We start from the raw sequence: 21,430 nt of genomic DNA, 5'->3' as shown, positions 1-21,430 counted from the left end.
GCCCATCGGGGCAGCGAGGAGAATTATAGGCCCTTTGAGGGCCCGGACACAACCCGGGCGATCCCCGATTTCGGCAGAGAAACCGGCTTCATTCGCCCCCATGCGCCCGCACGCTCGGGAATGCGCGATTTTCCACCGTCCGATGCTGTGCTACGCCTTGCCATCCGCTCCCAGGGTCAGTTCCCCTCTCCGGCACAGACGACCTTCGCCACCGTGGAAACCTCTTCGTCTTCTTTTAGAGTAATCAGCTTCACTCCTTGGGTATTCCGACCTTGGACCGAGATCTCATCCACGTGCATGCGGATGGCAATGCCCGTTGTGGTGATCACCATCAGGTCCTCATCGTTCCTCACCATTTTGAGACTTACCACGGATCCGGTTCGGGTCGTGACATGCAGAGTTCGAATCCCTTTGCCACCCCTGGACTGATGACGATACTCCGTGATGGGAGTGCGTTTCCCAAATCCGCGATTGGTGACAACCAGGACATCTCCGTCCGGATCCACCACATCCATGTCGATGACCACGTCACCGTCCTGCAAATCCACGGCTTTTACACCAGCCGCGCCGCGGCCCATGGATCGTACATCCGTTTCCGGAAAGCGAATCGCCATCCCGGATCGCGTCCCGAGAATCAACTCCCGAGAACCATCTGTCATCCGGACCGCGATCAATTCGTCGTTTTCCCGGAGACTGATGGCCATCAAGCCCCCCCGGCGAATGTTTTCGAACTCATCTAACGGCGTTTTTTTAATCGTCCCTTCCCGGGTCGCCATGATCAGATATTGTCCGCCATCGGTCAACCGAATTGGAATCACCGCCGAGATCTTTTCTCCTTGGTCGACGTTCAACAGGTTGACGATGGGAGTTCCCTTTGCGGCGCGCCCCAACTCCGGAATTTCGTAAGCCTTCAACCGATACACCTTACCCTTATTCGTAAAGAATAACAGGTAGTGATGAGAGGAGGTGATAAACAAATGTTCGACAAAATCCTCCTCTTTGGTGCCCATTGCCGTAATCCCGCGACCGCCTCGCCGTTGACTCTTATAAAGGGACATGGGTTGACGTTTGATATACCCGTCGTGGGATAAAGTGACGGCCACCTCCTCCACGGGAATCAAATCCTCATCATCAATTTCTCCTTCCCCGGCGGTGATGCGGGTGCGTCGCTCATCGCCATATTTCGCCTTAATCTCCAACAATTCTTCGCGAATCACCCCGAGAATTTTTTTCTCGTCCGCCAAAATCGCTCGCAGCTCCTTGATTTTTTCCACCAATTCCGCGTACTCTTCGTCGATCTTCTGGCGTTCCAATCCGGTCAACCGCTGCAGGCGCATATCGAGAATAGCCTGGGCCTGCTCCTCGCTGAGGTGAAACTGTTCGATCAACCCAGTCCGGGCTTCTTCCACCGTCTTAGACCCTCGAATCAATTCGATCACCGCATCGATATGGTCGAGGGCGATTCGCAGGCCTTCCAGGATATGAGCCCTCGCTTCGGCCTTTTTCAAGTCGTAGGTCGTTCGACGACGGATGACATCTTCCTGATGCCGCAGGTAATACCGAAGCATTTCTCCCAGGTTCAAGACCCTGGGCCGCCCATCCACCAAACACAACATGATAACCCCATAACTCGTTTGCAGAGCGGTATGTTTGAAAAGATTGTTCAATACCACTCGTGGTTTGACGTCCCGGCGCAATTCGATGACAATTCGCATGCCCCGGCGGTCCGATTCGTCTCTTAAATCGGTGATCCCGTCGATTCGTTTCTCCCGAACAAGTTCCGCAATCTTTTCCACAAGACGGGCTTTGTTCACCTGGTAAGGGATTTCAGTGACGACAATTCGCGTTTTGCCCCCCGAGGCCTCCTCAATCTGTGTAGCCGCCCGCAAAATGATACTTCCGCGTCCCGTGCGATACGCGTCCAGGATCCCCTCACGTCCGAGAATCAACGCCCCGGTGGGAAAATCGGGCCCTTTGATATGTTGCATGAGTTCCTCCACCCCGGCGTCGGGGTGATCGATCAGATGGACGACTCCGTCAATCACTTCCCCCAGGTTATGTGGAGGAATGTTGGTCGCCATGCCTACGGCGATACCTGTAGACCCATTGACGAGGATGTTCGGAAACCTCGAAGGAAGCACGAGAGGTTCTTTTTCGCTCCCGTCGTAGTTATCCCCGAAGTCCACCGTCTCTTTCTGGATGTCCCGAAGTAGTTCCAGCGCGATTTTCGACAGGCGAGCTTCGGTGTATCGCATGGCCGCGGCTCCATCGCCATCCACGGAACCGAAGTTGCCGTGCCCGTCCACCAACAGGTACCGCGTGGAAAAGTCCTGGGCCAACCTCACCAGGGCGTCGTATACGGCCGCATCGCCGTGAGGATGGAATTTGGCCAAGACTTGACCTACGACCCAAGCCGATTTTTTATACGGTTTATCGGGCGTCATCCCCAAAAGGTGCATTTGGTAAAGAATTCTGCGATGAACCGGTTTCAACCCGTCCCGGACGTCTGGAATGGCTCGACTCACAATTACGCTCATGGCGTAATCGAGAAAAGACTGGCGCAACTCCTCGCTGATATCGACGGGTAGAATCTTTCCGGGATCGGCCATTCAGTTTGCTCCTTTCCGCTCAGATATCGAGATTGCGGACAAAATGAGCATGGGCTTCAATAAATTCGCGTCGGGGTTCCACTCGATCGCCCATCAACACGGAAAAAATCGCGTCCGCCTCAATAGCGTCCTGCATGCTCACCTGAAGCAACGTTCGGCTTTCTGGATCCATGGTGGTCTCCCACAATTGCTCGGCGTCCATTTCTCCTAAACCTTTGTAGCGTTGGATATCATTCACATCACCTTTTAACTCGTGGACAATGTGGTCCCGTTCCTTGTCGCTGTAGGCGTACCGAACCACTTTGCCCTTCTGGATGCGGTAAAGAGGCGGTTGGGCGATGTAGACGTAACCGGCCTCAATTAGCGGGCGCATGTACCGGTAAAAAAAGGTGAGGAGCAACGTTCGGATATGGGATCCGTCCACATCCGCATCGGTCATGATTACCACTTTGTGATACCGCGCCCGGGAAATGTCAAAATCCGGCTCAATACCCGTTCCGATGGCTGTAATGATTGCCCGGATCTCGTTGTTGGACAAGATCTTATCCATGCGCGCCTTTTCCACATTCAGAATCTTGCCCCGGAGAGGAAGGATCGCTTGAAAATGTCGATCTCGCCCGCTTTTTGCAGACCCGCCCGCCGAGTCCCCCTCGACCAAGTACAATTCGGATTCAGAGGCGTCTTTTGACGAGCAATCCCATAGCTTTCCAGGAAGGGAACTCACCTCTAAGGCATTCTTTCGCCGCGTCAGTTCCCGGGCTTTGCGCGCCGCTTCCCTGGCTCGGGCTGCGGTAATACATTTGTCGACAATTTTCCTGGCCACTGCCGGGTTTTCTTCGAGAAAAACCACGAAGCGTTCTCCAAAAGCCGATTCGACGATGCCGCGAACCTCGGAGTTTCCCAGTTTTGTTTTGGTCTGGCCTTCGAATTGGGGATCGGGAATCTTTACGCTGATAATCGCCGTCAAGCCCTCCCGGACATCTTCGCCCGTGACATTGCTGTCGCTATCTTTGAGGAGGTTGTTTTTTCGAGCATAATCGTTGATCACCCGGGTTAGGGCGCTTTTAAAACCGGACTCGTGCGTGCCCCCTTCGTGGGTGTGAATGTTGTTCGCAAAAGAGTATAGGCTCGGGACATACCCATCGTTATACTGCAAGGCCACTTCGACGACGACGTCATCCTTTTCCGCGGCGATGTAGACCGGCGGCTGATGGAGAACTTCCTTGGATCGGTTCAAGTATTCGACAAAGGAGCGGATGCCCCCCTGGTAAGCGAACTCCTGACGGTGGCCATTCCGGGCATCCTCGAGGATGATCGTGACCCCGGCGTTCAGAAAAGCCAACTCCCGAAGGCGGCCTTGTAAGATATCGTATTGAAAAACGACATCTTCAAAAATCTCCGGGTCCGGTTTAAAGGTGACCTGGGTGCCGGTTCGGTCTGTGGGACCGAGTCGTTCAAGCGGTGTGACGGGTACGCCCCGGGAATAACGCTGACGGTAAGCCGATCCCTCCCGCCAGACCTCCACCTCCAGCCATTCGGAGAGGGCGTTAACGACGGACACGCCGACCCCGTGTAAACCACCCGACACTTTGTAGCCTTTCCCGTCAAATTTTCCACCGGCGTGAAGCACGGTGAGAACTACTTCTACCGTAGGCTTCCCTAGTTTCGGGTGAGGGCCCACGGGAATTCCGCGGCCGTTGTCGATCACGGTTACGCTGTTATCCGGATTGACCCGGACGACAATGCGATCGCAATAACCCGCCAAGGCCTCATCGATGCTGTTGTCGACGACCTCCCACACTAAGTGATGAAGTCCGCGGCTGCTGGTGGCACCGATGTACATACCTGGCCTTTTGCGAACGGCCTCAAGTCCTTCAAGAACTTGGATTTGCGATTCATCATAGGTGAGGTTGGATTTTTCGGCCATTGACCACCCTCCCGTAAGACCTCACATGCCTGATGGCAGATCATTGACAAAAAAGAAGCCTGAATCCAATCAGGCGTACGTAACATTCGCGGTTCAAATTTTAGCATAGGGCGGGAAAAAGCGCAAAAATCCGCCCCTCTCGGCAAGTTACCCGTCGACTTCGGTGATATACCCGGCCCGCTTTTTCAGCGTCAGGGAAGAAATGGGGGAAATGAAAACCCGGGTTTCGGTAATGACGATCGATTTCTCCTGACCCGATTCTACCCGAAAAACGAGCCCCTTTCCATCGGCCGCCTGAAGAAAGCGGCGGGTATCATCGCAGACATTCACCATCTTGGTATCGAGAATGGCGATCACATCTTTCGTTGACACCATCATATCCCCGCCGAGATGAATAAACAAAATGGACACTCCTTTTCCCAGTGTTCCTCCCGGCGCGATCGCTAGGGTGTTTTCGCTCGTATCTGCCCTGCTTCGACGACAAACACTTGAAGGGCGCCTGCCAGGGAGCCAAGGCCTTCAAGATGCGTGGTGGTGAGGAAAGTCTGTACCTGTGCCCCCATAGCCGATACGAGATGGACTTGGCGCACCGGGTCCAACTCCGAAAGGACATCGTCGAGTAGTAACACTGGGTATTCTCCCACTTCTTCTCGGATCAGTTCAATCTCCGCCAGTTTCAAAGAGAGCGCAGCCGTTCGCTGTTGACCTTGAGAAGCGAAAGCGGCTGCCTCCCGGTCGTTTAACAAAATCACCAGGTCATCCCGGTGGGGTCCAACGGAAGTCATGCCCCGGGCCAGATCGAGAGAACGTCGGGCCCGAAGCTCGTGGAGATACATCTGGAACACCTGCTCCGGCGTCTGTTCGGGAGACACCTTGGCGTAAGAAAGGGAGAGAACTTCCCGGTCCCCGCTAACTCGGCTGTGGATCTCCCGGGCATGTCGCTCCAACGTACGCACAAACTTTGCCCGGCGCAGAATGACTCGACTGCCGTGACGAGCCAATTGGTCGTCCCAAATATCAAGAGTGTCCGTGATACGCTCCGTCGGGTTGGTATTGGCAGACTTTAACAATTGATTTCGCTGGGACAAGGCCCGTACGTATTGCTGAAGATCCCGCAAGTACACGGGGCTAATCTGGCCGATCTCCATATCCAAAAAGCGGCGTCGGACCTGGGGACTACCCTTGATTAACTGGAGATCTTCTGGGGTAAAGAGCACGACGTTCAACATCCCTACGTAATCACTGATGCGCGGGCGTTCAACCCCTGCCACCGCCGCCCGCTTTCCGGACGACGTCAAGGTCACCGACAGTTCCGAAGATCCCGTTTTCCGCTGGACGCGACCTTCGATCAGGGCGGACTGCTCTCCCCACTGAATGCACTCCGCTAACCGGTGGGTTCGGTGGGATTTCGTCAACGCCAGGATATCGATCGCTTCCAGGACGTTGGTTTTCCCCTGCCCGTTTTCCCCGATAAACACATTGACCGGAGCTCGGGTATCCAGTTTGAGATGCGGGTAATTGCGAAAGTGGAGCAGCTGGAGAGACTCAAGACGCATTTCGACTCATTCCCCGCGAATCCGCCACATGCCTCTGTCGGGACAATAAACGAGATCTCCGGGATAGAGCTTCCGGCCCCGGCGGGTCTCACGCTCATGATTGACGTAAACCGGTTCTGTTTCCAGGAATGCCTTGACCGCTCCCCCGGTGGAAACCAGATTCAGTCGTTTCAACAATTGCCCCAGAGTGATAAATTCATTCGTCACAACCACTTCAATCTCCTGCATGGTGCACCTCCCTAGACGGTTCGAACAGGCAGCACGAGGTGCAAATATTCCTGCCCATCTGTTGGACGAAGAACCATGGGACTCATCGTTCCGGTAAAATCGACAGTTAGTTGTTCCCCGTCAAAGGATCGCACGGCGTCCAGCATATATTTCCCATTGAAGGCAATAGTCAGTGCATCACCAGAAAATTGGTCGAGGGGAACTTGTTCCGATACCCGTCCAACATCATGGGAATGAGCGCTGAGTTCGATTCGATCCGATTGCAGTTGGAGGCGAACGACTTGATTCTGCATTTCCCGGGCAATAAGCAAGGCGCGTTCCAGCGCCGAAGCAAAAGGGTCCCTGCGGATATGGATACGAGTTTTAAAAGTGGTTGGAATAATTTTTGACGTATCGGGATACTGTCCTTCCAAAAGCCTTGTGAAAAACCGGGTGGTCTCGGAAGAAACCAGAAGGGTATTGTCCGCTATGGTCATGGCGACGGGTGTATCGTCCTCTGGGAGAAGTCGGGCTAGCTCATGAACACTTTTGCCGGGAACCACAGCAGTTTCGGACGCACCTTCCGGCCCCCCTTGTAAAAATAGTTTTCGTGAAGCCAGGCGATGACTGTCGGTACCGATGAAGGTGATGGAGTCCGCGTCAAACTTCATGCACAACCCGGTTAGAACCGGTCGCGTCTCCTCGGCTGCGATCGCCACGACAGTTTGGCGAATGGCATCTTTCAGGTTGTCGCTGTAAATGAGAAATGGCTGATCGGAGGTAATTTGGGGCAAACGGGGGAACTCCTCCGGATCGAAACCATGAAGGAGAAAAGCCGCTTTCGCAGATGTGATTTGCACGGAATAAGGTTGTTGAACGGCTAAATGAACCCAAGGGTCGGGGAGTTTCCGGACCAACTCAACAAAATACCGGGCGGGCAAAACGATTGATCCGGGCGCCTCGATGGACAGGGTTTCATCCGAGTCCGCGGCGAGGTAAGTCTCGACTGCGATTTCGTGGTTGGTGGCCATCAAACGAAGCCCGTCCACGTCGGCAGTCAGCTTGATGCCCCCGAGAATCGGCATGGTGGAATGAGCGGAAACTGCGCGTTGCACTTGTTGCAAAGCAGCACCTAGACGTTGTTGGTGAATGTGGATTCGCAAGAGAAAAACCTCCTTGGATGCGGTCTAAAAGGCTTAGCGTTTACATACGGTAGGAGTAAGAGGATAAAAACATAAAATTCATCGTCATAATCAGTGCAGGTAAATTGTGGACAAGTCCAATGAAAGCTGCAGCTGCGCTGATTTTCTTGTGGATGAGGCTGTGGATAACATGCTCCATTAAGGTCCTCACTGTGTATGACTCTACGCATGAAGCAAGCGGTTTTTCAGATGTTGGATCAACTCGGCGAGATCAGGGTCTTCCGCTTGGGCCCGAATGATTTTTTCGTGGGCGTGCATCACCGTGGTGTGGTCGCGGCCCCCAAACTCCATGCCAATTCGTGGCAGGGATAAAGAGGTCATTTCCCGGGCGAGATACATGGCGATCTGTCTGGGGAAAGCGACCGACTTCGTGCGCTTCTTAGCCTTCAGATCCTCGACGCGCAAAGAAAATTGTTCGGCCACCGCCTTTTGAATGTCGGAGACGGTGATGGTTTGTTTGCGGTCAGCATTGATGATGTCCTTTAAGGCCTCAGCCGCCAATTCAGGATTCATGTCTTGGTTGACCACCGATGAGTAGGCGACGATGCGAATGAGTGCTCCTTCTAGCTCCCGAATGTTCGTGTTGACTTTGGAAGCAATGAACGAAATCACGTCCTCGCCGATATCCAGACCTTCCGCTTTGGCTTTCTTGCGCAAAATCGCCACCCGGGTTTCAAAATCGGGGGGTTGGATGTCTGTAATGAGTCCCGACTCAAAGCGGGAGCGCAAGCGGTCCTCCAGGGTAGGGATTTCCTTTGGAGGTCTGTCGCTCGAGAGGACAATCTGCTTTCCCTCGAGGTGCAGTGTATTAAATGTGTGGAAAAATTCCTCCTGAGTTTGTTCCTTGCCGGCGAGAAATTGAACGTCGTCCACAAGGAGAATGTCGACGGAGCGATAACGATTGCGAAAATCGGGAACGGTTTTATAAAGAATGGCGTTGATGAATTCGTTCGTAAACTGTTCCGTGGATATGTACACCACGCGCTTTTCGGGATGATGTTTCAACACGTAATGCCCGATTGCCTGCATGAGGTGCGTCTTGCCAAGACCCACCCCACCGTAGATAAACAAAGGGTTATAAGAAAGGGAAGGAGCTTCTGCCACGGCGAGACAGGCGGCGTGAGCGAATCGATTATTCTCCCCGACGACAAAGCTTTCAAATGTGTATTTACTGCTCAGTTGGGGTGGTGGAAAGTCGTCATGAGTCCTCATCGGCGCCGGGGAAGCAGAAGTCGCCTGGGAGGCCGGTTGTTCGTAGGGCACCGAGTCCGGCAGGACAAATCGAACGTACAAAGGCTCGCGGCGAATCGTGTAGAGTGCTTCCTGCACCAGAGGCGTATAGTGGCGTTCGAGCCAGTCCCGGGCCAGCATATTGGGAACTCGAACCACCAGGGTGTTGGCATCCAGGGTAACCGGGGATGCCTTTAAGAGCCACGTTTCAAAGGTGTTTGGACTGATCTGGGTGCGGAGTATGGAGAGGGATTGCTCCCAAAGTTCGACCGCGCGGGGATCCATAAAAAAGTGCCTCCTTACACGGGTGCGGTAACGTTAGTCACAGGAAGAGTGCCAGTTATCCACAGAAAAACGGCAAAAGGATGCCCTCCCAGTTCCTGTGGAATGAGGGCAAACGGCAACGGCGCCGAAGGTTTTGTGGATAGCGACCAAGTGTTATCCACATTGTGGACGGGCTGTCCACACAGTTATCCACAGGTGTGTATAACTGCAGAGAACGAGCGGGATTGTCCACATGTGAGTATTCCCATGATAGCAGATGGAATGGCCGGGGCCAAAAGATGGTGATGGGCAGATCCGGGCGGTTATCCACGTTTGTCACAGGCGGAGAGCCACAGGCTGTGGATTGTGGATAAGTTTGTGCGCGGATTTTGTCGAAAGAAGCGATGCGTCTTTCGGTTGACAGAGGTTGGGGGCGAAGGTAAAATGGCGGAGAATGGACGGATATGCCTGTAGATGGAGGTGTAAGGGTGAAACCGACATACCAGCCGAATCGGCGGCACCGGAAGAAGGTGCACGGCTTTCGGAAGCGGATGAGTACAGGCAGCGGGCGGAAAGTTCTTCGCGCACGCCGGAAGAAAGGGAGAAAGGTGCTATCTGCTTGAGGCCACGAAGAAGTGGCCTTTTTCTTCATAGGATGTCGCTCCGCAAGGGCGGTTTACGGAGGCGCGGGGATCGCTATACTAGAGGATGAAAGATAGGGGTCAGTATGCGTGCGGAAAACCGGCTGCGGAGTCGAGAGGAGTTTCGACGCGTCTTTCAAAAAGGGGTATCGGTTGCCAATCGAGAGATTGTGGTATACGTGTGGAACCGAGGTGACGGTGGACCGTGGCGAGCGGGGTTCTCGGTGAGCAAAAAGGTTGGCGGAGCCGTGGTGAGAAACAAGGTGAAGCGACGGCTGAGGGAAGCCGTCCGGGGCCAAGGGGAACGGTTACCCGCAGGGTGGGATCTGGTGGTCATCGCCAGGCCCGGGTGCGACGCCGCTTCCTTCGAGCAGCTTTACCGGGGCGTGTCCGACTTGGTGGAGAAGGCGGTACGCCGCGGCGGGCAACGGGGGAATCGAAGGAGTCCGGCACCGCGCAAAGGTCGTTCTTCCAAAAAGGGGTGAGGGTGGTGCGCCGGCTGGCTATCTTACCCTTACGAGGATATCAGCGATTGATCTCGCCCCTTACGCCTCCGAGTTGCCGGTTTTATCCCACTTGTTCCGAGTATGCAGTCCAGGCGATTACGATTCACGGATTGGGAAAAGGATCGTTGCTCGCCGCGAAGCGGTTGCTGAAGTGCGGTCCTTGGCATCCCGGTGGATACGACCCAGTGCCGCCGAAAGAAAACGGCGAGGCATAAAAGGAGGATGTTGGTTGGGTAAGCGGCTGAAGTTGCTGTTTGGGGCGGCGATGGGGCTTTTGGTCTTGACCGGTTGTTCCGTCGCTCCGACAACGGTGGCCCCGGTGGATCGTGCGACGTGGTGGGGGGCTTTTGTCGGTTGGTTTTCGGACGGTATTGATCTGTTCGCCCGGTGGACACACGATTATGGTATCGCGATTCTCGTGGTGACGATCCTGATCCGGTTGATTACACTGCCCCTGTGGCTGCGTCAGATGAAATATTCCAAAGTTATGCAGGAGATGCAGCCGCAACTCCAGAAGCTCAGGGAGAAGTATGGGGATAACAAGCAAAAGCTAAACGAAGAAATGGTGAAATTGTTTCAGCAAACCGGGGTGAACCCGTTGTCGGGGTGCCTCCCGACCTTGATCCAATTGCCGATTCTGTGGGCATTGTACCAAGCGATCCGTTCGAACGCCATGCTTCAGGCACACCAGTTTCTCGGGATATGGCCGCTTGGGCAACCTGACCACTATTTTATCCTCCCCATCCTCGCGGCGGTCACAACTTATATTCAGTCAAAGATGATGCTGACGACGAACGACAAGCAGCAGCAGATGATCCTCGTGATGATGCCCCTGATGATCCTTTTCATCGCTGTCTCATTGCCGTCGGCCTTGTCTTTGTACTGGGTGTATACGAACTTGTTGACGATTATTCAGTATTACTTTTTTACCAAGCATACCCGAACAAGCGTAGAGAAACAGGTGCGTTGAAGGTCTTCGTGAATGAGAGAAGGGTGCGGTGGCTTGGCGGGGCGGACTGTCCGAAGACGGTCGCCTCGTTTTGTTTGCGGAGGTGATCGGCATGGCAACGGTTGCGGAAGATGTGATTGCAGCGGTTGGTACGGCGCCGGGAGAGGCGGGCATCGCCGTGATTCGCGTCAGTGGTCCTGGGTGTGTCCAGGTGGTGGAGCAGATTTTTCGGGGTCGCCAGTCATTAAAAGATGCACCGAGCCACCGGATGGTCTATGGTGCAGTGGTGGATCCCGATACCGCAGAGGTCCTGGATGAGGTGCTCGTGGTGCGGATGCAGGCACCCAGAAGTTATACCGGAGAAGATGTTGTTGAAATCCACACGCACGGCGGTTCGGCGGTGGTGGGCAGGGTGCTCAATGCTGTCGTTCGGGCCGGGGCCCGACCGGCAGAACCTGGAGAATTCACGAAGCGGGCATTTCTCAACGGCCGGTTGGATCTCAGTCAAGCGGAAGCGGTGATCGATTTAATTCGCTCGAAAACCGACGCCGCCCGCCGACTGGCGTTAGAACAGTTGAAGGGTGGATTGTCCGCCCGGGTGAAACAAATGAGGGAGATCTTATTAGATGTGATGGCCCAAATTGAAGTGACCATCGACTATCCCGAACACGACGTGGAGGACGTGACCATCGAACAAATTCGGGAGGCTGTGGATCAAGTTCGGGAACAGATTGATGAATTACTTGCGTCATCCCGGGTTGGAAGGTTGGTGCGCGAGGGAGTGCGCACCGCCATTGTCGGACGTCCGAACGTTGGAAAATCGTCGCTGTTGAATGCGCTGGCTGGTCGGGAGCGGGCGATTGTGACGGCCATCCCTGGTACCACCCGGGATGTGGTGGATGAGTGGATTCACGTTCGCGGTGTGGCGTTTCAGATACTGGATACAGCGGGGATTCGCACTACCGAGGACGAGGTGGAGCGCATCGGGGTGGAGAGAAGCCTGAAATGGGTGGAAGAGGCAGATCTTGTCTTATGTGTGCTGGACGGCAGTTCTCCGTTGGAAAAAGAGGATCTGGAATTGTTGGAAAGAATCAAGGACCGTCCATTTTTATTGGTCGTGAACAAAATCGATCTTCCACAACGGATAACAGGCGACGGACGTCTTGAGGAGCTGCCTCAGCACAGGATTGTGCGAGTATCTGCCCGAACCGGGGACGGAGTACAAGAGCTTGCCGATCGAATGGCTCGGGTGGTGCTGGGGGGCGAGGGTGTTTCGGCTTCTTCGTGCATGGTCACGAATATGCGGCATATGGCTCTTCTAAAGGAGGCCCGGGAAGATCTGGATGCGGCGGAAAGGGCCGTTTCCGAAGGCTGGACCGTCGACGTGGCAGCCGTGGATTTGCGGGCGGCATGGGAGCATCTGGGAGATATCCTCGGAGAGCGAGCGGGGGAAGAGCTGTTGAATCGGATTTTTTCGCAATTTTGTCTAGGGAAGTGAGGGAGGAACGTGCGGTATCGGGCCGGGGAGTACGACGTGGTGGTGGTGGGTGCCGGGCACGCCGGATCTGAGGCGGCGTTAGCGGCGGCGAGGCTCGGGTGCCGGACTTTGTTGCTGACGATTAACTTGGATGCGGTGGCATATATGCCGTGCAATCCTTCGGTAGGCGGGCCGGCCAAGGGGATTGTGGTGCGGGAGATCGATGCGCTGGGGGGAGAGATGGCGCGCAACGCGGACCGAACCCATATTCAGATGCGGATGCTGAATACTGGAAAGGGGCCCGCGGTTCGTGCGCTCCGGGCTCAAGCGGATAAGGTGCTGTATGGACGACGCATGAAAGAGGTCTTGGAATATACTCCTGGTCTGACTTTGCGCCAAGGTTTGGTTGAAGAGATCTTGGTACGGGGCGGTCGCGCAGTGGGGGTCCGGACGAATACCGGAGCGGAGTACCTGGCCCAGGCAGTGGTGCTGACGACCGGAACGTATCTTCGGGGCCGGGTGATCATCGGGGATGTCAGTTACAGCAGTGGACCTGCGGGTCAGATGCCTGCTTTGGCGTTGAGCGACAATCTGAGAGACTTGGGGTTCCAGTTGGTGCGGTTCAAAACGGGGACGCCGCCTCGGGTGAACCGGCGTTCCATTGATTTCACCAAATTGATGGTACAACCTGGAGACGACCAGTGGCTGCATTTTTCTCATGAAGACCGATTGCCGAGGCGGCCGCAAGTGCCCTGTTGGCTAACCTACACGAACGAACGGACCCATGCAATTATCATGGACAACCTGGATCGTGCACCCATGTATTCCGGTGAAATCAAGGGCCGGGGGCCTCGCTACTGTCCTTCCATTGAAGACAAGGTGGTGCGGTTTAGCGATCGTCCGGCACACCAAGTGTTTTTGGAGCCGGAGGGGCTTTTCACGGCGGAATGGTACGTCCAAGGAATGTCCACCAGTTTGCCGGAGGACATTCAGGTGGAGATGTTGCACACCATCCGGGGATTGGAGAACGCGGAGATCTTGCGGCCGGGGTATGCCATCGAGTATGACGCGTTGGTACCCACTCAGTTGTGGCCGACGTTGGAGACGAAGGCGGTGCCGGGGCTATTCACCGCCGGTCAGATCAACGGGACCTCGGGTTATGAGGAGGCGGCAGGGCAAGGGATTGTCGCCGGAATTAATGCGGCTCTGAAGGTCCTCGCTCGTGAACCCTTGGTGTTGAGCCGGGCGGAGGGTTACATTGGGGTGATGATCGACGATTTGGTGACCAAAGGGACCAACGAGCCTTACCGTTTGTTGACGTCCAGGGCAGAACATCGTTTGTTGTTACGCCATGACAATGCGGATTTGCGGCTGATGGAGAAAGGATACCGATTGGGTCTTGTGCCCGAGAGGGAATACGAGCGCCTGATGAAAAAACGGGAGCGGATTGAAAAAGAGTTGGATCGGCTGAGCGGCACCCGGGTTCGGGGTGAGGATGTGGAGCCTTTGTTGCGAGAACGAGGATCGGCACCGGTGTCCGGGTCGGTGGCGCTCGATCAGTTGTTGCGGCGGCCAGAATTGGACTATTCCTTGGTTCAGGCGGTGGCTCCGCCTCGGGAGGCGTTGGACCCGGAGGTGGTGGAACAAGTAGAGATTGCGGTGAAATATGCGGGGTACATGGCGAAAGAGCAACAAACTGTGGAGCATATGCGAAGGATGGAGGAAAAGCGTATTCCAGAAGGTCTGGATTATGGGAAGGTTCGGGGACTGTCCCATGAAGGGCGGGAAAAATTGAGTCTTGTCCAGCCTCGCTCGGTCGGCCAGGCTTCCCGAATCTCAGGGGTGAGCCCGGCGGACATCGCGATTTTACTGGTGTATCTTGAGGGGCAAAACAGGGCCCAGGCGAAAGGGAGATAAAGCGATGGCCGATGGTTCCAGGGGGGAACTCGTACGGCAGGTACGAGAAGCGCTGGAAGCGCAGGGAGTTATGCTGGAGACCGAGGTTTGGCGTGGGTTGGAGGTTTATGATCGGCGGCTGGTGGAGCGGAACCGGGAAGTGAATTTGACCGCGGTGACCGACGCGGAGGGAGTATACTGGAAGCATTTTTATGATAGTTTGGTGGTCCTGGGCTTGCCGGAGGTGCCTCAGGCCGGTTCTCTCGTCGATGTCGGGACTGGGGCGGGTTTTCCCGGTTTAGTGTTGGCATTAGCACGTCCGGATTTTTCGGTATCTTTATTAGATGCGTTGCGAAAACGTGTATGGTTTTTAGAAGAGGTGTGCGGGGAATTGGGTTTGACCAGGGTTCGGGTGGTTCACGGGCGGGCTGAGGAGTATGGGCGGCGCCCAGGCTGGAGGGAAAGTTTCGATATAGTGACGGCTAGGGCGGTGGCGGAGATGTCGGTGTTGGCAGAGCTGCTGCTGCCTTTCGTTCGGGTGGGCGGCGTGGCTGTGGCCTGGAAAGGTCCGGATGTCAAGGAGGAACTGGAAGGGGCCCGGGGTGCAATTCGTCGTCTCGGCGGGGAAGTGGAGGCGGTGCACATGTATGAACTGCCTCACGGGATGGGGGGCAGAAGCGTGGTGATTGTACGCAAAATCTCTGCAACGCCAAAAGAGTACCCCCGGCGTCCGGGGGTTCCGGAAAAGCGTCCTCTCACGTAGGGACGTTGCAGGAGTCGATCCTATCGATGGCGAAATGAAATGGGGTAGGAGGTTAGGTCGGGGTAAAGGTGGGAGGTCACATGGGAAAAGACCCGTGGATCCGTTTTTTCCACGCAGGCGAACGGGAGCCCGACGGTAAGGAAGCGGGGGAGCAGGTGCGGGAGATTGCCATCGAACTCATTGTACCGAGCCCGTACCAGCCGCGGGTGGCATTCGATGAACAAGGGCTGGAGGAACTGAGCCGAACGATTCGGACCCACGGGATGATTCAGCCGCTAGTAGTGCGTGAGAAGGATGGAAAGTACGAGCTGATTGCTGGAGAACGGCGGTTACGGGCTGCGAAGCGCATTGGCATGATCACCGTGCCGGCCATTGTGAGGGCGATGTCCGATTCCCAGGCGGCGACGGCCGCGTTGATTGAGAATTTGCAGCGGGAGAGCCTTTCGCCGGTGGAAGAAGCGTGGGCGTATCGGCAGTTGATGGAACTGCACGGGTTGACCCAAGAAAGTTTGGCCCAGCGTCTTGGCCGCGGGCAGTCCACGATCGCGAACAAGTTGCGGTTGTTGCAACTTCCTGAGGCGGTCCAAGCGGCACTTATGGACCGAACAATCTCCGAACGTCATGCTCGGGCTTTATTGGCCCTCTCCGATGGGGAGACACAAGTGAAAGTGTTGAGCGAGATCGTTTCGAATGAGTGGAGTGTCAAACAGACCGAGGCGAGGATCAAACAGTTGTTGGAAGCGCGGGTGAGAAAGCCCCGGAGCCGCAGGACGGGGATTTCAAAAGATGTGCGGATCGCTCTGAACACGATTCGTCAATCCATCGACATGATTCAGAAGTCCGGGGTACCTGTCGAGGCGAAAGAAGAGGATGGTGAGGAGTTTTATGAGTTCATCATTCGGGTGCCCAAGCGGTCGACAAAACAGGGCGGTTGAGTAAAAGGATGAGGCAAGGACTGGAACTCGAAAAAGTGGAGCAGGAGAAAGGCGGATGGACGAACGGAGGAAAGGTCGCCATAGATGAGCGAGGAGAAGGGATTGAGGTGGTTCCGTTGGCAAGGGTCATTGCTGTGACCAACCAGAAGGGCGGAGTGGGGAAGACGACCACATCGGTCAATCTCGGAGCGGCCTTGGCGAGCCTCGGTCGGCGGGTGTTGTTGATTGATATCGATCCCCAGGGCAACACCACGAGCGGGATAGGCATCAATAAAGCGGATGTTAAACACTGCATCTACGATGTGGTGATTAACGATGTGAGTGCGGTGGATGCGATTCTGCCAACCCGGACAGAGAATCTGTCGATCATTCCAGCGACGATTCAGTTGGCAGGGGCGGAAATCGAGCTCGTGCCCATTATGTCCCGGGAGGTGCGGCTGCGGCGTGCGATCCAAAGTTTACGCGGGAGTTTCGACTATATCCTGATTGATTGTCCTCCTTCCCTCGGCTTATTGACGGTAAACGCACTCACTGCGGCGGATTCGGTTTTGATCCCCATTCAATGCGAGTACTATGCGTTGGAAGGACTCAGCCAACTGTTGAATACCATTCGTTTGGTGCAGAAACACCTCAACAGCCGCTTGCAGGTGGAAGGGGTTTTATTGACGATGTTTGACGCCCGGACAAATTTAGGGGTGCAGGTGGTGGAGGATGTAAAAAAATATTTTCGTGAAAAAGTCTACAAGACGATTATTCCTCGGAATGTCCGTTTGAGCGAAGCCCCGAGCCACGGTATGCCTGTCATTGAATACGACCCGCGATCTCGGGGGGCGGAGGTTTACATGGATTTGGCTAGGGAAGTGGTGTCTCATGGCCAAGGGTAAGGGACCATCTTTGGGTAAAGGGCTGGGCGCACTAATCCCGCAGATCAATGTGACTCCTGATGACCCGGTGTCCAGTGTTCCCCTTGAGGAGCTTAGGCCGAATCCGTACCAGCCGCGGCGGGATTTTGCCGAGGAAAAGCTGGCGGAACTGGTGGAGTCTGTGCGGGAGTATGGAATTCTGCAACCCCTGGTGGTTCGACAGGCGCTGAGTGGATATGAGATTGTCGCCGGTGAGCGGCGATTTCGGGCGGCGGAGCGTGCCGGATTGGCGGAAGTTCCCGTTGTTGTGCGCAACCTTTCTGATCGAGAGGTTATGGAGATCGCGTTGATCGAGAATCTTCAGCGGGAGGATCTCAATCCCATTGAAGTGGCGGAAGCCTATGCAACGTTGATGAGGGAGTTCTCGATGACTCAGGAGATGGTCGCTGAACGAGTCGGGCAAAGTCGATCCCACGTGGCAAACATGTTGCGTTTGTTGAATTTGCCCAGTGAGGTGCGGGAGAGTGTTTCACGTGGAACACTGACAATGGGTCACGCCCGGGCGCTGTTGGCCCTGAATGATCCTGATCAACAAACCAAGCTGGCGGAGCGCATTGTTGAAGAAGATTTAAGTGTGAGGGCGGTTGAGCACCTCGTTCATCGGCTCAACTCGTTTGTTTCACGTGAAACACGAAAACCGGTTCCCCGGGAAAACCCGACCCTGCGCCATTATGAAGAAGTTCTTCGGGTTTCGCTGGGGACAGGTGTGAAAATATATCAGGGGAAGAAACGAGGAAAAATCGAAATCGAATACTACTCGAATGATGACCTTCAGCGGCTTTTGGCGCTCCTGGCGCCCGGCGCGGAGTGACGGGTGTATCCACGGGCCGCATGGCTCCAAGGGGAGGCTGGGGCATGATCTACCTCGATAACGCCGCATCTACTTGGCCCAAACCGCCTGGTGTTGCGGAAGCGGTGAAAGAAATGGTTGCCAACAACGGCGCAAACCCGGGCCGAGGCACCCACAAAATGGCGATGCAAGCAGCAAGGGTTGTAGCCCGAGCCCGCAGTGCCGTGGCGACGCTTTTCGGGGTGCGCAACCCCGAGGACCTCATCTTTACCCATAATGCGACTGAGGCCCTCAACATGGCTATATTTGGCTTGTTAAAGCCGGGGGACCACGTCGTCACCACCATGCTGGAACACAATTCGGTGCGCCGACCCCTGGAGGCTTTGCGCCGGCGGGGTTGGATCGAAGTGACTTATGTACAAAGCACGGAGAACGGCATTGCGCCCGAAGAAGTACGTGCGGCTTTTCGCTCCGATACTCGTCTGCTCGCGGTGACCCACGCGTCCAATGTACTCGGCACGCTTGTGGACATCGATGCCATGACAGAGATCGCCCACGCGAACGGTGCCTTTTGTTTGGTGGACGCCGCCCAAACGGCGGGGAGCTTCCCCATTGATGTAACCCGTTCTGAAATTGACCTGCTGGCAGTTCCGGGGCATAAGGGGCTATTCGGTCCCCAGGGGACTGGAGCCCTTTATATCCGCCCGGGTCTGGAACTTGAGCCGTTTTTGTATGGAGGGACCGGGAGCCACTCTGAAGAACCCGATCAGCCGTTGGAGCGGCCGATCCGATACGAAAGCGGCACCCTCAATACGCCGGGGTTGGCGGGCCTTGCGGTGGGGGCAGAGTTTGTCAGCCAAATTGGGCCCAGTGCCATTGGGCAACACAACCAGGCCCTTATCCAGTCTCTCCGGGAAGGTCTTGAATCCCTCCCGGGCATCAAATTCACCGGCCCCGGCCGGGGTGAGCCCCGAGCCGACCTGCTTGCTTTCTCGTTGCGGGGAGTGGATAGTACAGAATTGGCTGTTCTTCTGTCGGACCAATACGAAATCGCCGTCCGCTCCGGACTTCACTGTTCCCCCCTGGCTCACCAGGTTGCGGGGACACTGGACGAAGGGCTAGTGCGGGTGAGCGTCAGCTGGTTTAACACGGAAAACGACATCCGGGAGTGCGTAGCTGCGATCCGAGAACTGGCAGACTTTCTCCGGGATGGATGACCAGAGTCCTGCGGGAATGGCGCAGGACTGTTTTTGCACTTTGCGCTGAAATGGCGGCGTCCAATCGAACACCGTTGAAAGGGGGGAAGGCCGTTTTGCAGGGTTCCACCCACACGGAACACAGCCGGCCAGATCGTGGTACTTGAAGGCACACTCGTGAATGTGGCTGCCATCATCATTGGAACGTTACTCGGACTTTTATTTCACGGCATTCCGGAAAGAATCCGGACGCTCATGCAACAGGGGATTGGGCTAGCCGTCATGGTCATGGGGATCTCGATGACCCTGAACAACGTCAACGGTCCAGGTCATCAATACGATTTTCTGATTGTCATCGTCAGTTTGGTTGTCGGCGGCGCCTTGGGCGAATGGCTCAACATCGAAGGGTTTCTTGAACGTGCGGGTCGAAGCGCAGAAAAGAAGTGGACATGGCTGCGCGGCCGGGGACAGGCGGGTCAAGCCTTTCTCACGGCTACCCTGGTCTTCTGCGTTGGGGCCATGTCCATTCTCGGCGGCCTGCAAAGTGGCCTGGAAGATAGACATGATATTCTCTTTACTAAATCCCTTTTGGACGGCGTTTCATCCATTCTGTTTACGTCCACCATGGGGCCTGGAGTGGTTCTTGCTGCCCTGCCCGTTTTTGTCTATCAAGGAGCCATCGCTCTCCTTGCAGGATGGCTCCATCAATGGCTTCAACCGCCGATCTTGAGCATGATCAATGCGGCGGGGGGCTTGATGATCCTTGGCATCGGTGTCAACCTCCTGCGAATCACGGCGATTCGGGTGGGCAATCTATTGCCAGCGCTGCTTGTAGCAGCATTGATTCGAGCAATTCTGATCCTGGTTTTAGGCGCATAAATGCGGGAACACTTAAAGGAGGCAGAACCATGTATTCCTCGATTGCAGCCATTCCCCTATGGTATTGGGTTGCCGCCATCGGCATTCTGGTTGTCTTGCTGTGGCTGACCGTCCTTATCCAGGGGGCTGGACTCCGCAAGACTCAGAAGCGCTATCGGCAATGGGTGGGCCGCTCGGGGACAGACGTGGAAAAGCTGCTGCCACAAACCTTAGAGCGGATACAACAACTGAGCGAAGAAGTACGCCGTCTTGAAGCACGAATCGACTACTTGGAAAAAAGTCTCCGGGCAACATTACGCACTGCCCGGGTCGTCCGCTACAACGCGTTTTCCGATTTCGGCAGTGACCTGAGTTTCTCCGCTGCCTGGCTCGACGGCAGTGGCAACGGCGTCATTTTATCGAGTATCTACGGCCGAGATGAATCGAGGATCTACGCAAAACCGGTCCAAAATGGCACCTCGACCTATCCCCTCAGTGAAGAAGAAAAACGAGTCCTGGCTGAAGCCATCCAGTTTAGTGGTGCCTCCGAGCCGCCAGTATCCTCTGCTTTGCGGCCGCTTGAAGAAAGGTCGTAAATGGTCATGGAAAGATGGTTGTTTGTTGTTAATCCCGTTGCTGGTAAAGGAAAGGCCGCTCGCCGTTGGAATCGTTATTATCGTCATCTGGCAACGCTCGGCAAGCATTGGGACGTGTATCATACGAAATCCCCCGGAGATGCCGCATGGATTGCGAAGAAAACGGTAGAAGACCGGGCGGCGGACGTTGTCGTGGCCGTTGGAGGCGATGGAACGATCCATGAAGTGATTCAAGGCCTGGCTGGAAGCTCCATTGCCCTCGGAATTCTCCCGGCGGGTACCGGAAATGATCTGGCACGCTATTTTGGGATCAAAAAAGGATTGCGGGCTATCCGACAACTCCAAGGTGCCATCAAACGTCAAGTTGACCTCGTGCAAACACAAAACGGCGTTTTTATTAACATTGCTGGCACGGGCTTTGATGCCTGGGTGGCGCGGCATGTGAACAACTCGGTGTGGCTGAAGCGATGGGGACCTTTCGGATACGTGGTGGGTGTTGCTATTCAGTTACTGTTCTTCAGGCCCCAGCGGGTGGATATTGAAGTGGACGGGGCCCTTTACACCTATCGCTCAGCCTGGCTGGTGGCGTTGGGAAACGGATCGACCTACGCCGGCGGGATGCGCATCCTGCCCCACGCGACCATGGAAGACGGCGAACTGGATCTATGTGTGGTGGATGGCCTCTCAAAACCAGAGTTCTGCTTGATCTTTCCGAAGGTATTCACCGGGAAACATGTCGGTCACCCGTCTGTTCACCTTCACCGGGGAAAACGGATCTGCATTCATCCGGCGACACCATGGCCGGTTCACGCAGATGGGGAAGTATTGCCCCAAGAAACGATGGAGGCGATGGTGTGGCCCGGTTCTCTGACTGTCCTCTGCCCCGCACCCTGACCTTACATTGA

The 21,430-nt window shown here is 55.4% G+C and carries 21 protein-coding genes; 14 read left to right on the top strand and 7 right to left on the bottom strand.

The annotated features are described in order from the left end of the window. Positions 1-176: 176 nt before the first annotated feature. From gyrA to dnaA, 7 genes are all read right to left on the bottom strand, one after another. The gene (gene gyrA / locus K6T64_RS12235; RefSeq protein WP_288010472.1) at positions 177-2,609 is read right to left on the bottom strand and encodes a DNA gyrase subunit A; all 2,433 of its coding nucleotides are present in this window, start codon (positions 2,607-2,609) and stop codon (positions 177-179) included. A gap of 19 nt (positions 2,610-2,628) precedes the next feature. After that, positions 2,629-4,536, bottom strand: coding sequence for a DNA topoisomerase (ATP-hydrolyzing) subunit B (gyrB, locus tag K6T64_RS12230; RefSeq protein ID WP_100666439.1), 1,908 nt, complete (start codon positions 4,534-4,536; stop codon positions 2,629-2,631). 147 nt (positions 4,537-4,683) lie between these two features. Further along, on the bottom strand, positions 4,684-4,947 hold the full coding sequence (remB, locus tag K6T64_RS12225; RefSeq protein WP_288010470.1) for an extracellular matrix regulator RemB: 264 nt from the start codon (positions 4,945-4,947) through the stop codon (positions 4,684-4,686). Between the two features lie 32 nt (positions 4,948-4,979). Continuing rightward, a complete protein-coding gene (recF, locus tag K6T64_RS12220; protein ID WP_288010468.1) occupies positions 4,980-6,092 on the bottom strand; it encodes a DNA replication/repair protein RecF in 1,113 nt (370 codons plus the stop codon). Between the two features lie 6 nt (positions 6,093-6,098). Beyond that, complete coding sequence (locus tag K6T64_RS12215; protein WP_288010466.1) at positions 6,099-6,320, bottom strand: RNA-binding S4 domain-containing protein; 222 nt, start codon at positions 6,318-6,320, stop codon at positions 6,099-6,101. A gap of 11 nt (positions 6,321-6,331) precedes the next feature. Further along, a complete protein-coding gene (dnaN, locus tag K6T64_RS12210; RefSeq protein WP_288010464.1) occupies positions 6,332-7,462 on the bottom strand; it encodes a DNA polymerase III subunit beta in 1,131 nt (376 codons plus the stop codon). Positions 7,463-7,663: 201 nt separating this feature from the next. Next, positions 7,664-9,016, bottom strand: coding sequence for a chromosomal replication initiator protein DnaA (gene dnaA, locus K6T64_RS12205; protein WP_100666435.1), 1,353 nt, complete (start codon positions 9,014-9,016; stop codon positions 7,664-7,666). A gap of 443 nt (positions 9,017-9,459) precedes the next feature. Between dnaA and rpmH the strand changes: the two genes are divergently transcribed. From rpmH to K6T64_RS12135, 14 genes are all read left to right on the top strand, one after another. Beyond that, positions 9,460-9,618 (top strand): 50S ribosomal protein L34, encoded by a 159-nt coding sequence (gene rpmH, locus K6T64_RS12200; RefSeq protein ID WP_197945655.1) that lies wholly within the window; start codon positions 9,460-9,462, stop codon positions 9,616-9,618. A gap of 104 nt (positions 9,619-9,722) precedes the next feature. Beyond that, positions 9,723-10,121, top strand: a complete 399-nt coding sequence (rnpA, locus tag K6T64_RS12195; protein WP_170086717.1) for a ribonuclease P protein component — start codon at positions 9,723-9,725, stop codon at positions 10,119-10,121. A 5-nt stretch (positions 10,122-10,126) separates the two neighbouring features. Then, entirely contained in the window at positions 10,127-10,357 is a 231-nt protein-coding gene (gene yidD / locus K6T64_RS12190) for a membrane protein insertion efficiency factor YidD (protein WP_288010459.1), read from the top strand. A 14-nt stretch (positions 10,358-10,371) separates the two neighbouring features. Further along, positions 10,372-11,112, top strand: coding sequence for a YidC/Oxa1 family membrane protein insertase (locus K6T64_RS12185; protein ID WP_100669060.1), 741 nt, complete (start codon positions 10,372-10,374; stop codon positions 11,110-11,112). Between the two features lie 91 nt (positions 11,113-11,203). After that, complete coding sequence (gene mnmE / locus K6T64_RS12180) at positions 11,204-12,589, top strand: tRNA uridine-5-carboxymethylaminomethyl(34) synthesis GTPase MnmE (protein ID WP_288010475.1); 1,386 nt, start codon at positions 11,204-11,206, stop codon at positions 12,587-12,589. A 9-nt stretch (positions 12,590-12,598) separates the two neighbouring features. Continuing rightward, positions 12,599-14,485, top strand: a complete 1,887-nt coding sequence (gene mnmG, locus K6T64_RS12175; RefSeq protein WP_288010456.1) for a tRNA uridine-5-carboxymethylaminomethyl(34) synthesis enzyme MnmG — start codon at positions 12,599-12,601, stop codon at positions 14,483-14,485. Between the two features lie 4 nt (positions 14,486-14,489). Next, positions 14,490-15,227 carry a 16S rRNA (guanine(527)-N(7))-methyltransferase RsmG gene (gene rsmG, locus K6T64_RS12170; protein WP_288010454.1) on the top strand — a complete coding sequence of 246 codons (738 nt, stop codon included), beginning with the start codon at positions 14,490-14,492 and terminating at the stop codon, positions 15,225-15,227. Positions 15,228-15,307: 80 nt separating this feature from the next. Beyond that, positions 15,308-16,162 (top strand): nucleoid occlusion protein, encoded by an 855-nt coding sequence (noc, locus tag K6T64_RS12165; RefSeq protein ID WP_288010452.1) that lies wholly within the window; start codon positions 15,308-15,310, stop codon positions 16,160-16,162. Positions 16,163-16,278: 116 nt separating this feature from the next. Then, positions 16,279-17,046, top strand: coding sequence for a ParA family protein (locus tag K6T64_RS12160; protein WP_013077201.1), 768 nt, complete (start codon positions 16,279-16,281; stop codon positions 17,044-17,046). After that, positions 17,033-17,896: a ParB/RepB/Spo0J family partition protein gene (locus K6T64_RS12155; RefSeq protein WP_288010450.1), complete on the top strand. Its 864-nt coding sequence runs from the start codon at positions 17,033-17,035 to the stop codon at positions 17,894-17,896. Before K6T64_RS12160 ends, K6T64_RS12155 begins: the two co-directional genes overlap by 14 nt. A gap of 44 nt (positions 17,897-17,940) precedes the next feature. Continuing rightward, a complete protein-coding gene (locus tag K6T64_RS12150; protein WP_288010448.1) occupies positions 17,941-19,092 on the top strand; it encodes an aminotransferase class V-fold PLP-dependent enzyme in 1,152 nt (383 codons plus the stop codon). Between the two features lie 156 nt (positions 19,093-19,248). Continuing rightward, on the top strand, positions 19,249-19,950 hold the full coding sequence (locus K6T64_RS12145; RefSeq protein ID WP_288010447.1) for a DUF554 domain-containing protein: 702 nt from the start codon (positions 19,249-19,251) through the stop codon (positions 19,948-19,950). A gap of 29 nt (positions 19,951-19,979) precedes the next feature. Then, positions 19,980-20,525, top strand: a complete 546-nt coding sequence (locus K6T64_RS12140) for a DUF4446 family protein (protein ID WP_288010445.1) — start codon at positions 19,980-19,982, stop codon at positions 20,523-20,525. Positions 20,526-20,531: 6 nt separating this feature from the next. After that, positions 20,532-21,419, top strand: coding sequence for a diacylglycerol/lipid kinase family protein (locus K6T64_RS12135; RefSeq protein WP_288010444.1), 888 nt, complete (start codon positions 20,532-20,534; stop codon positions 21,417-21,419). The last annotated feature ends 11 nt before the right edge of the window (positions 21,420-21,430 follow it).

This window comes from Kyrpidia sp., assembly GCF_023512215.1.
GTDB lineage: Bacteria > Bacillota > Bacilli > Kyrpidiales > Kyrpidiaceae > Kyrpidia > Kyrpidia spormannii.
The sequence above is the reverse complement of the archived record's forward strand: the minus strand, read 5'-3'. Positions and strand labels throughout refer to the sequence as shown.

Excerpts from the sequence above, each read along its gene's own strand:
- noc (WP_288010452.1), top strand. The coding sequence starts at position 15,308 with ATGGGAAAAGACCCGTGGATCCGTTTTTTCCACGCAGGCGAACGGGAG.
- gyrA (WP_288010472.1), bottom strand. The coding sequence starts at position 2,609 with ATGGCCGATCCCGGAAAGATTCTACCCGTCGATATCAGCGAGGAGTTG.
- K6T64_RS12155 (WP_288010450.1), top strand. The coding sequence starts at position 17,033 with ATGGCCAAGGGTAAGGGACCATCTTTGGGTAAAGGGCTGGGCGCACTA.
- dnaA (WP_100666435.1), bottom strand. The coding sequence starts at position 9,016 with ATGGATCCCCGCGCGGTCGAACTTTGGGAGCAATCCCTCTCCATACTC.
- rnpA (WP_170086717.1), top strand. The coding sequence starts at position 9,723 with ATGCGTGCGGAAAACCGGCTGCGGAGTCGAGAGGAGTTTCGACGCGTC.
- rpmH (WP_197945655.1), top strand. The coding sequence starts at position 9,460 with ATGCCTGTAGATGGAGGTGTAAGGGTGAAACCGACATACCAGCCGAAT.
- K6T64_RS12215 (WP_288010466.1), bottom strand. The coding sequence starts at position 6,320 with ATGCAGGAGATTGAAGTGGTTGTGACGAATGAATTTATCACTCTGGGG.
- K6T64_RS12140 (WP_288010445.1), top strand. The coding sequence starts at position 19,980 with ATGTATTCCTCGATTGCAGCCATTCCCCTATGGTATTGGGTTGCCGCC.
- mnmE (WP_288010475.1), top strand. The coding sequence starts at position 11,204 with ATGGCAACGGTTGCGGAAGATGTGATTGCAGCGGTTGGTACGGCGCCG.
- recF (WP_288010468.1), bottom strand. The coding sequence starts at position 6,092 with ATGCGTCTTGAGTCTCTCCAGCTGCTCCACTTTCGCAATTACCCGCAT.
- K6T64_RS12150 (WP_288010448.1), top strand. The coding sequence starts at position 17,941 with ATGATCTACCTCGATAACGCCGCATCTACTTGGCCCAAACCGCCTGGT.
- rsmG (WP_288010454.1), top strand. The coding sequence starts at position 14,490 with ATGGCCGATGGTTCCAGGGGGGAACTCGTACGGCAGGTACGAGAAGCG.
- K6T64_RS12135 (WP_288010444.1), top strand. The coding sequence starts at position 20,532 with ATGGAAAGATGGTTGTTTGTTGTTAATCCCGTTGCTGGTAAAGGAAAG.
- gyrB (WP_100666439.1), bottom strand. The coding sequence starts at position 4,536 with ATGGCCGAAAAATCCAACCTCACCTATGATGAATCGCAAATCCAAGTT.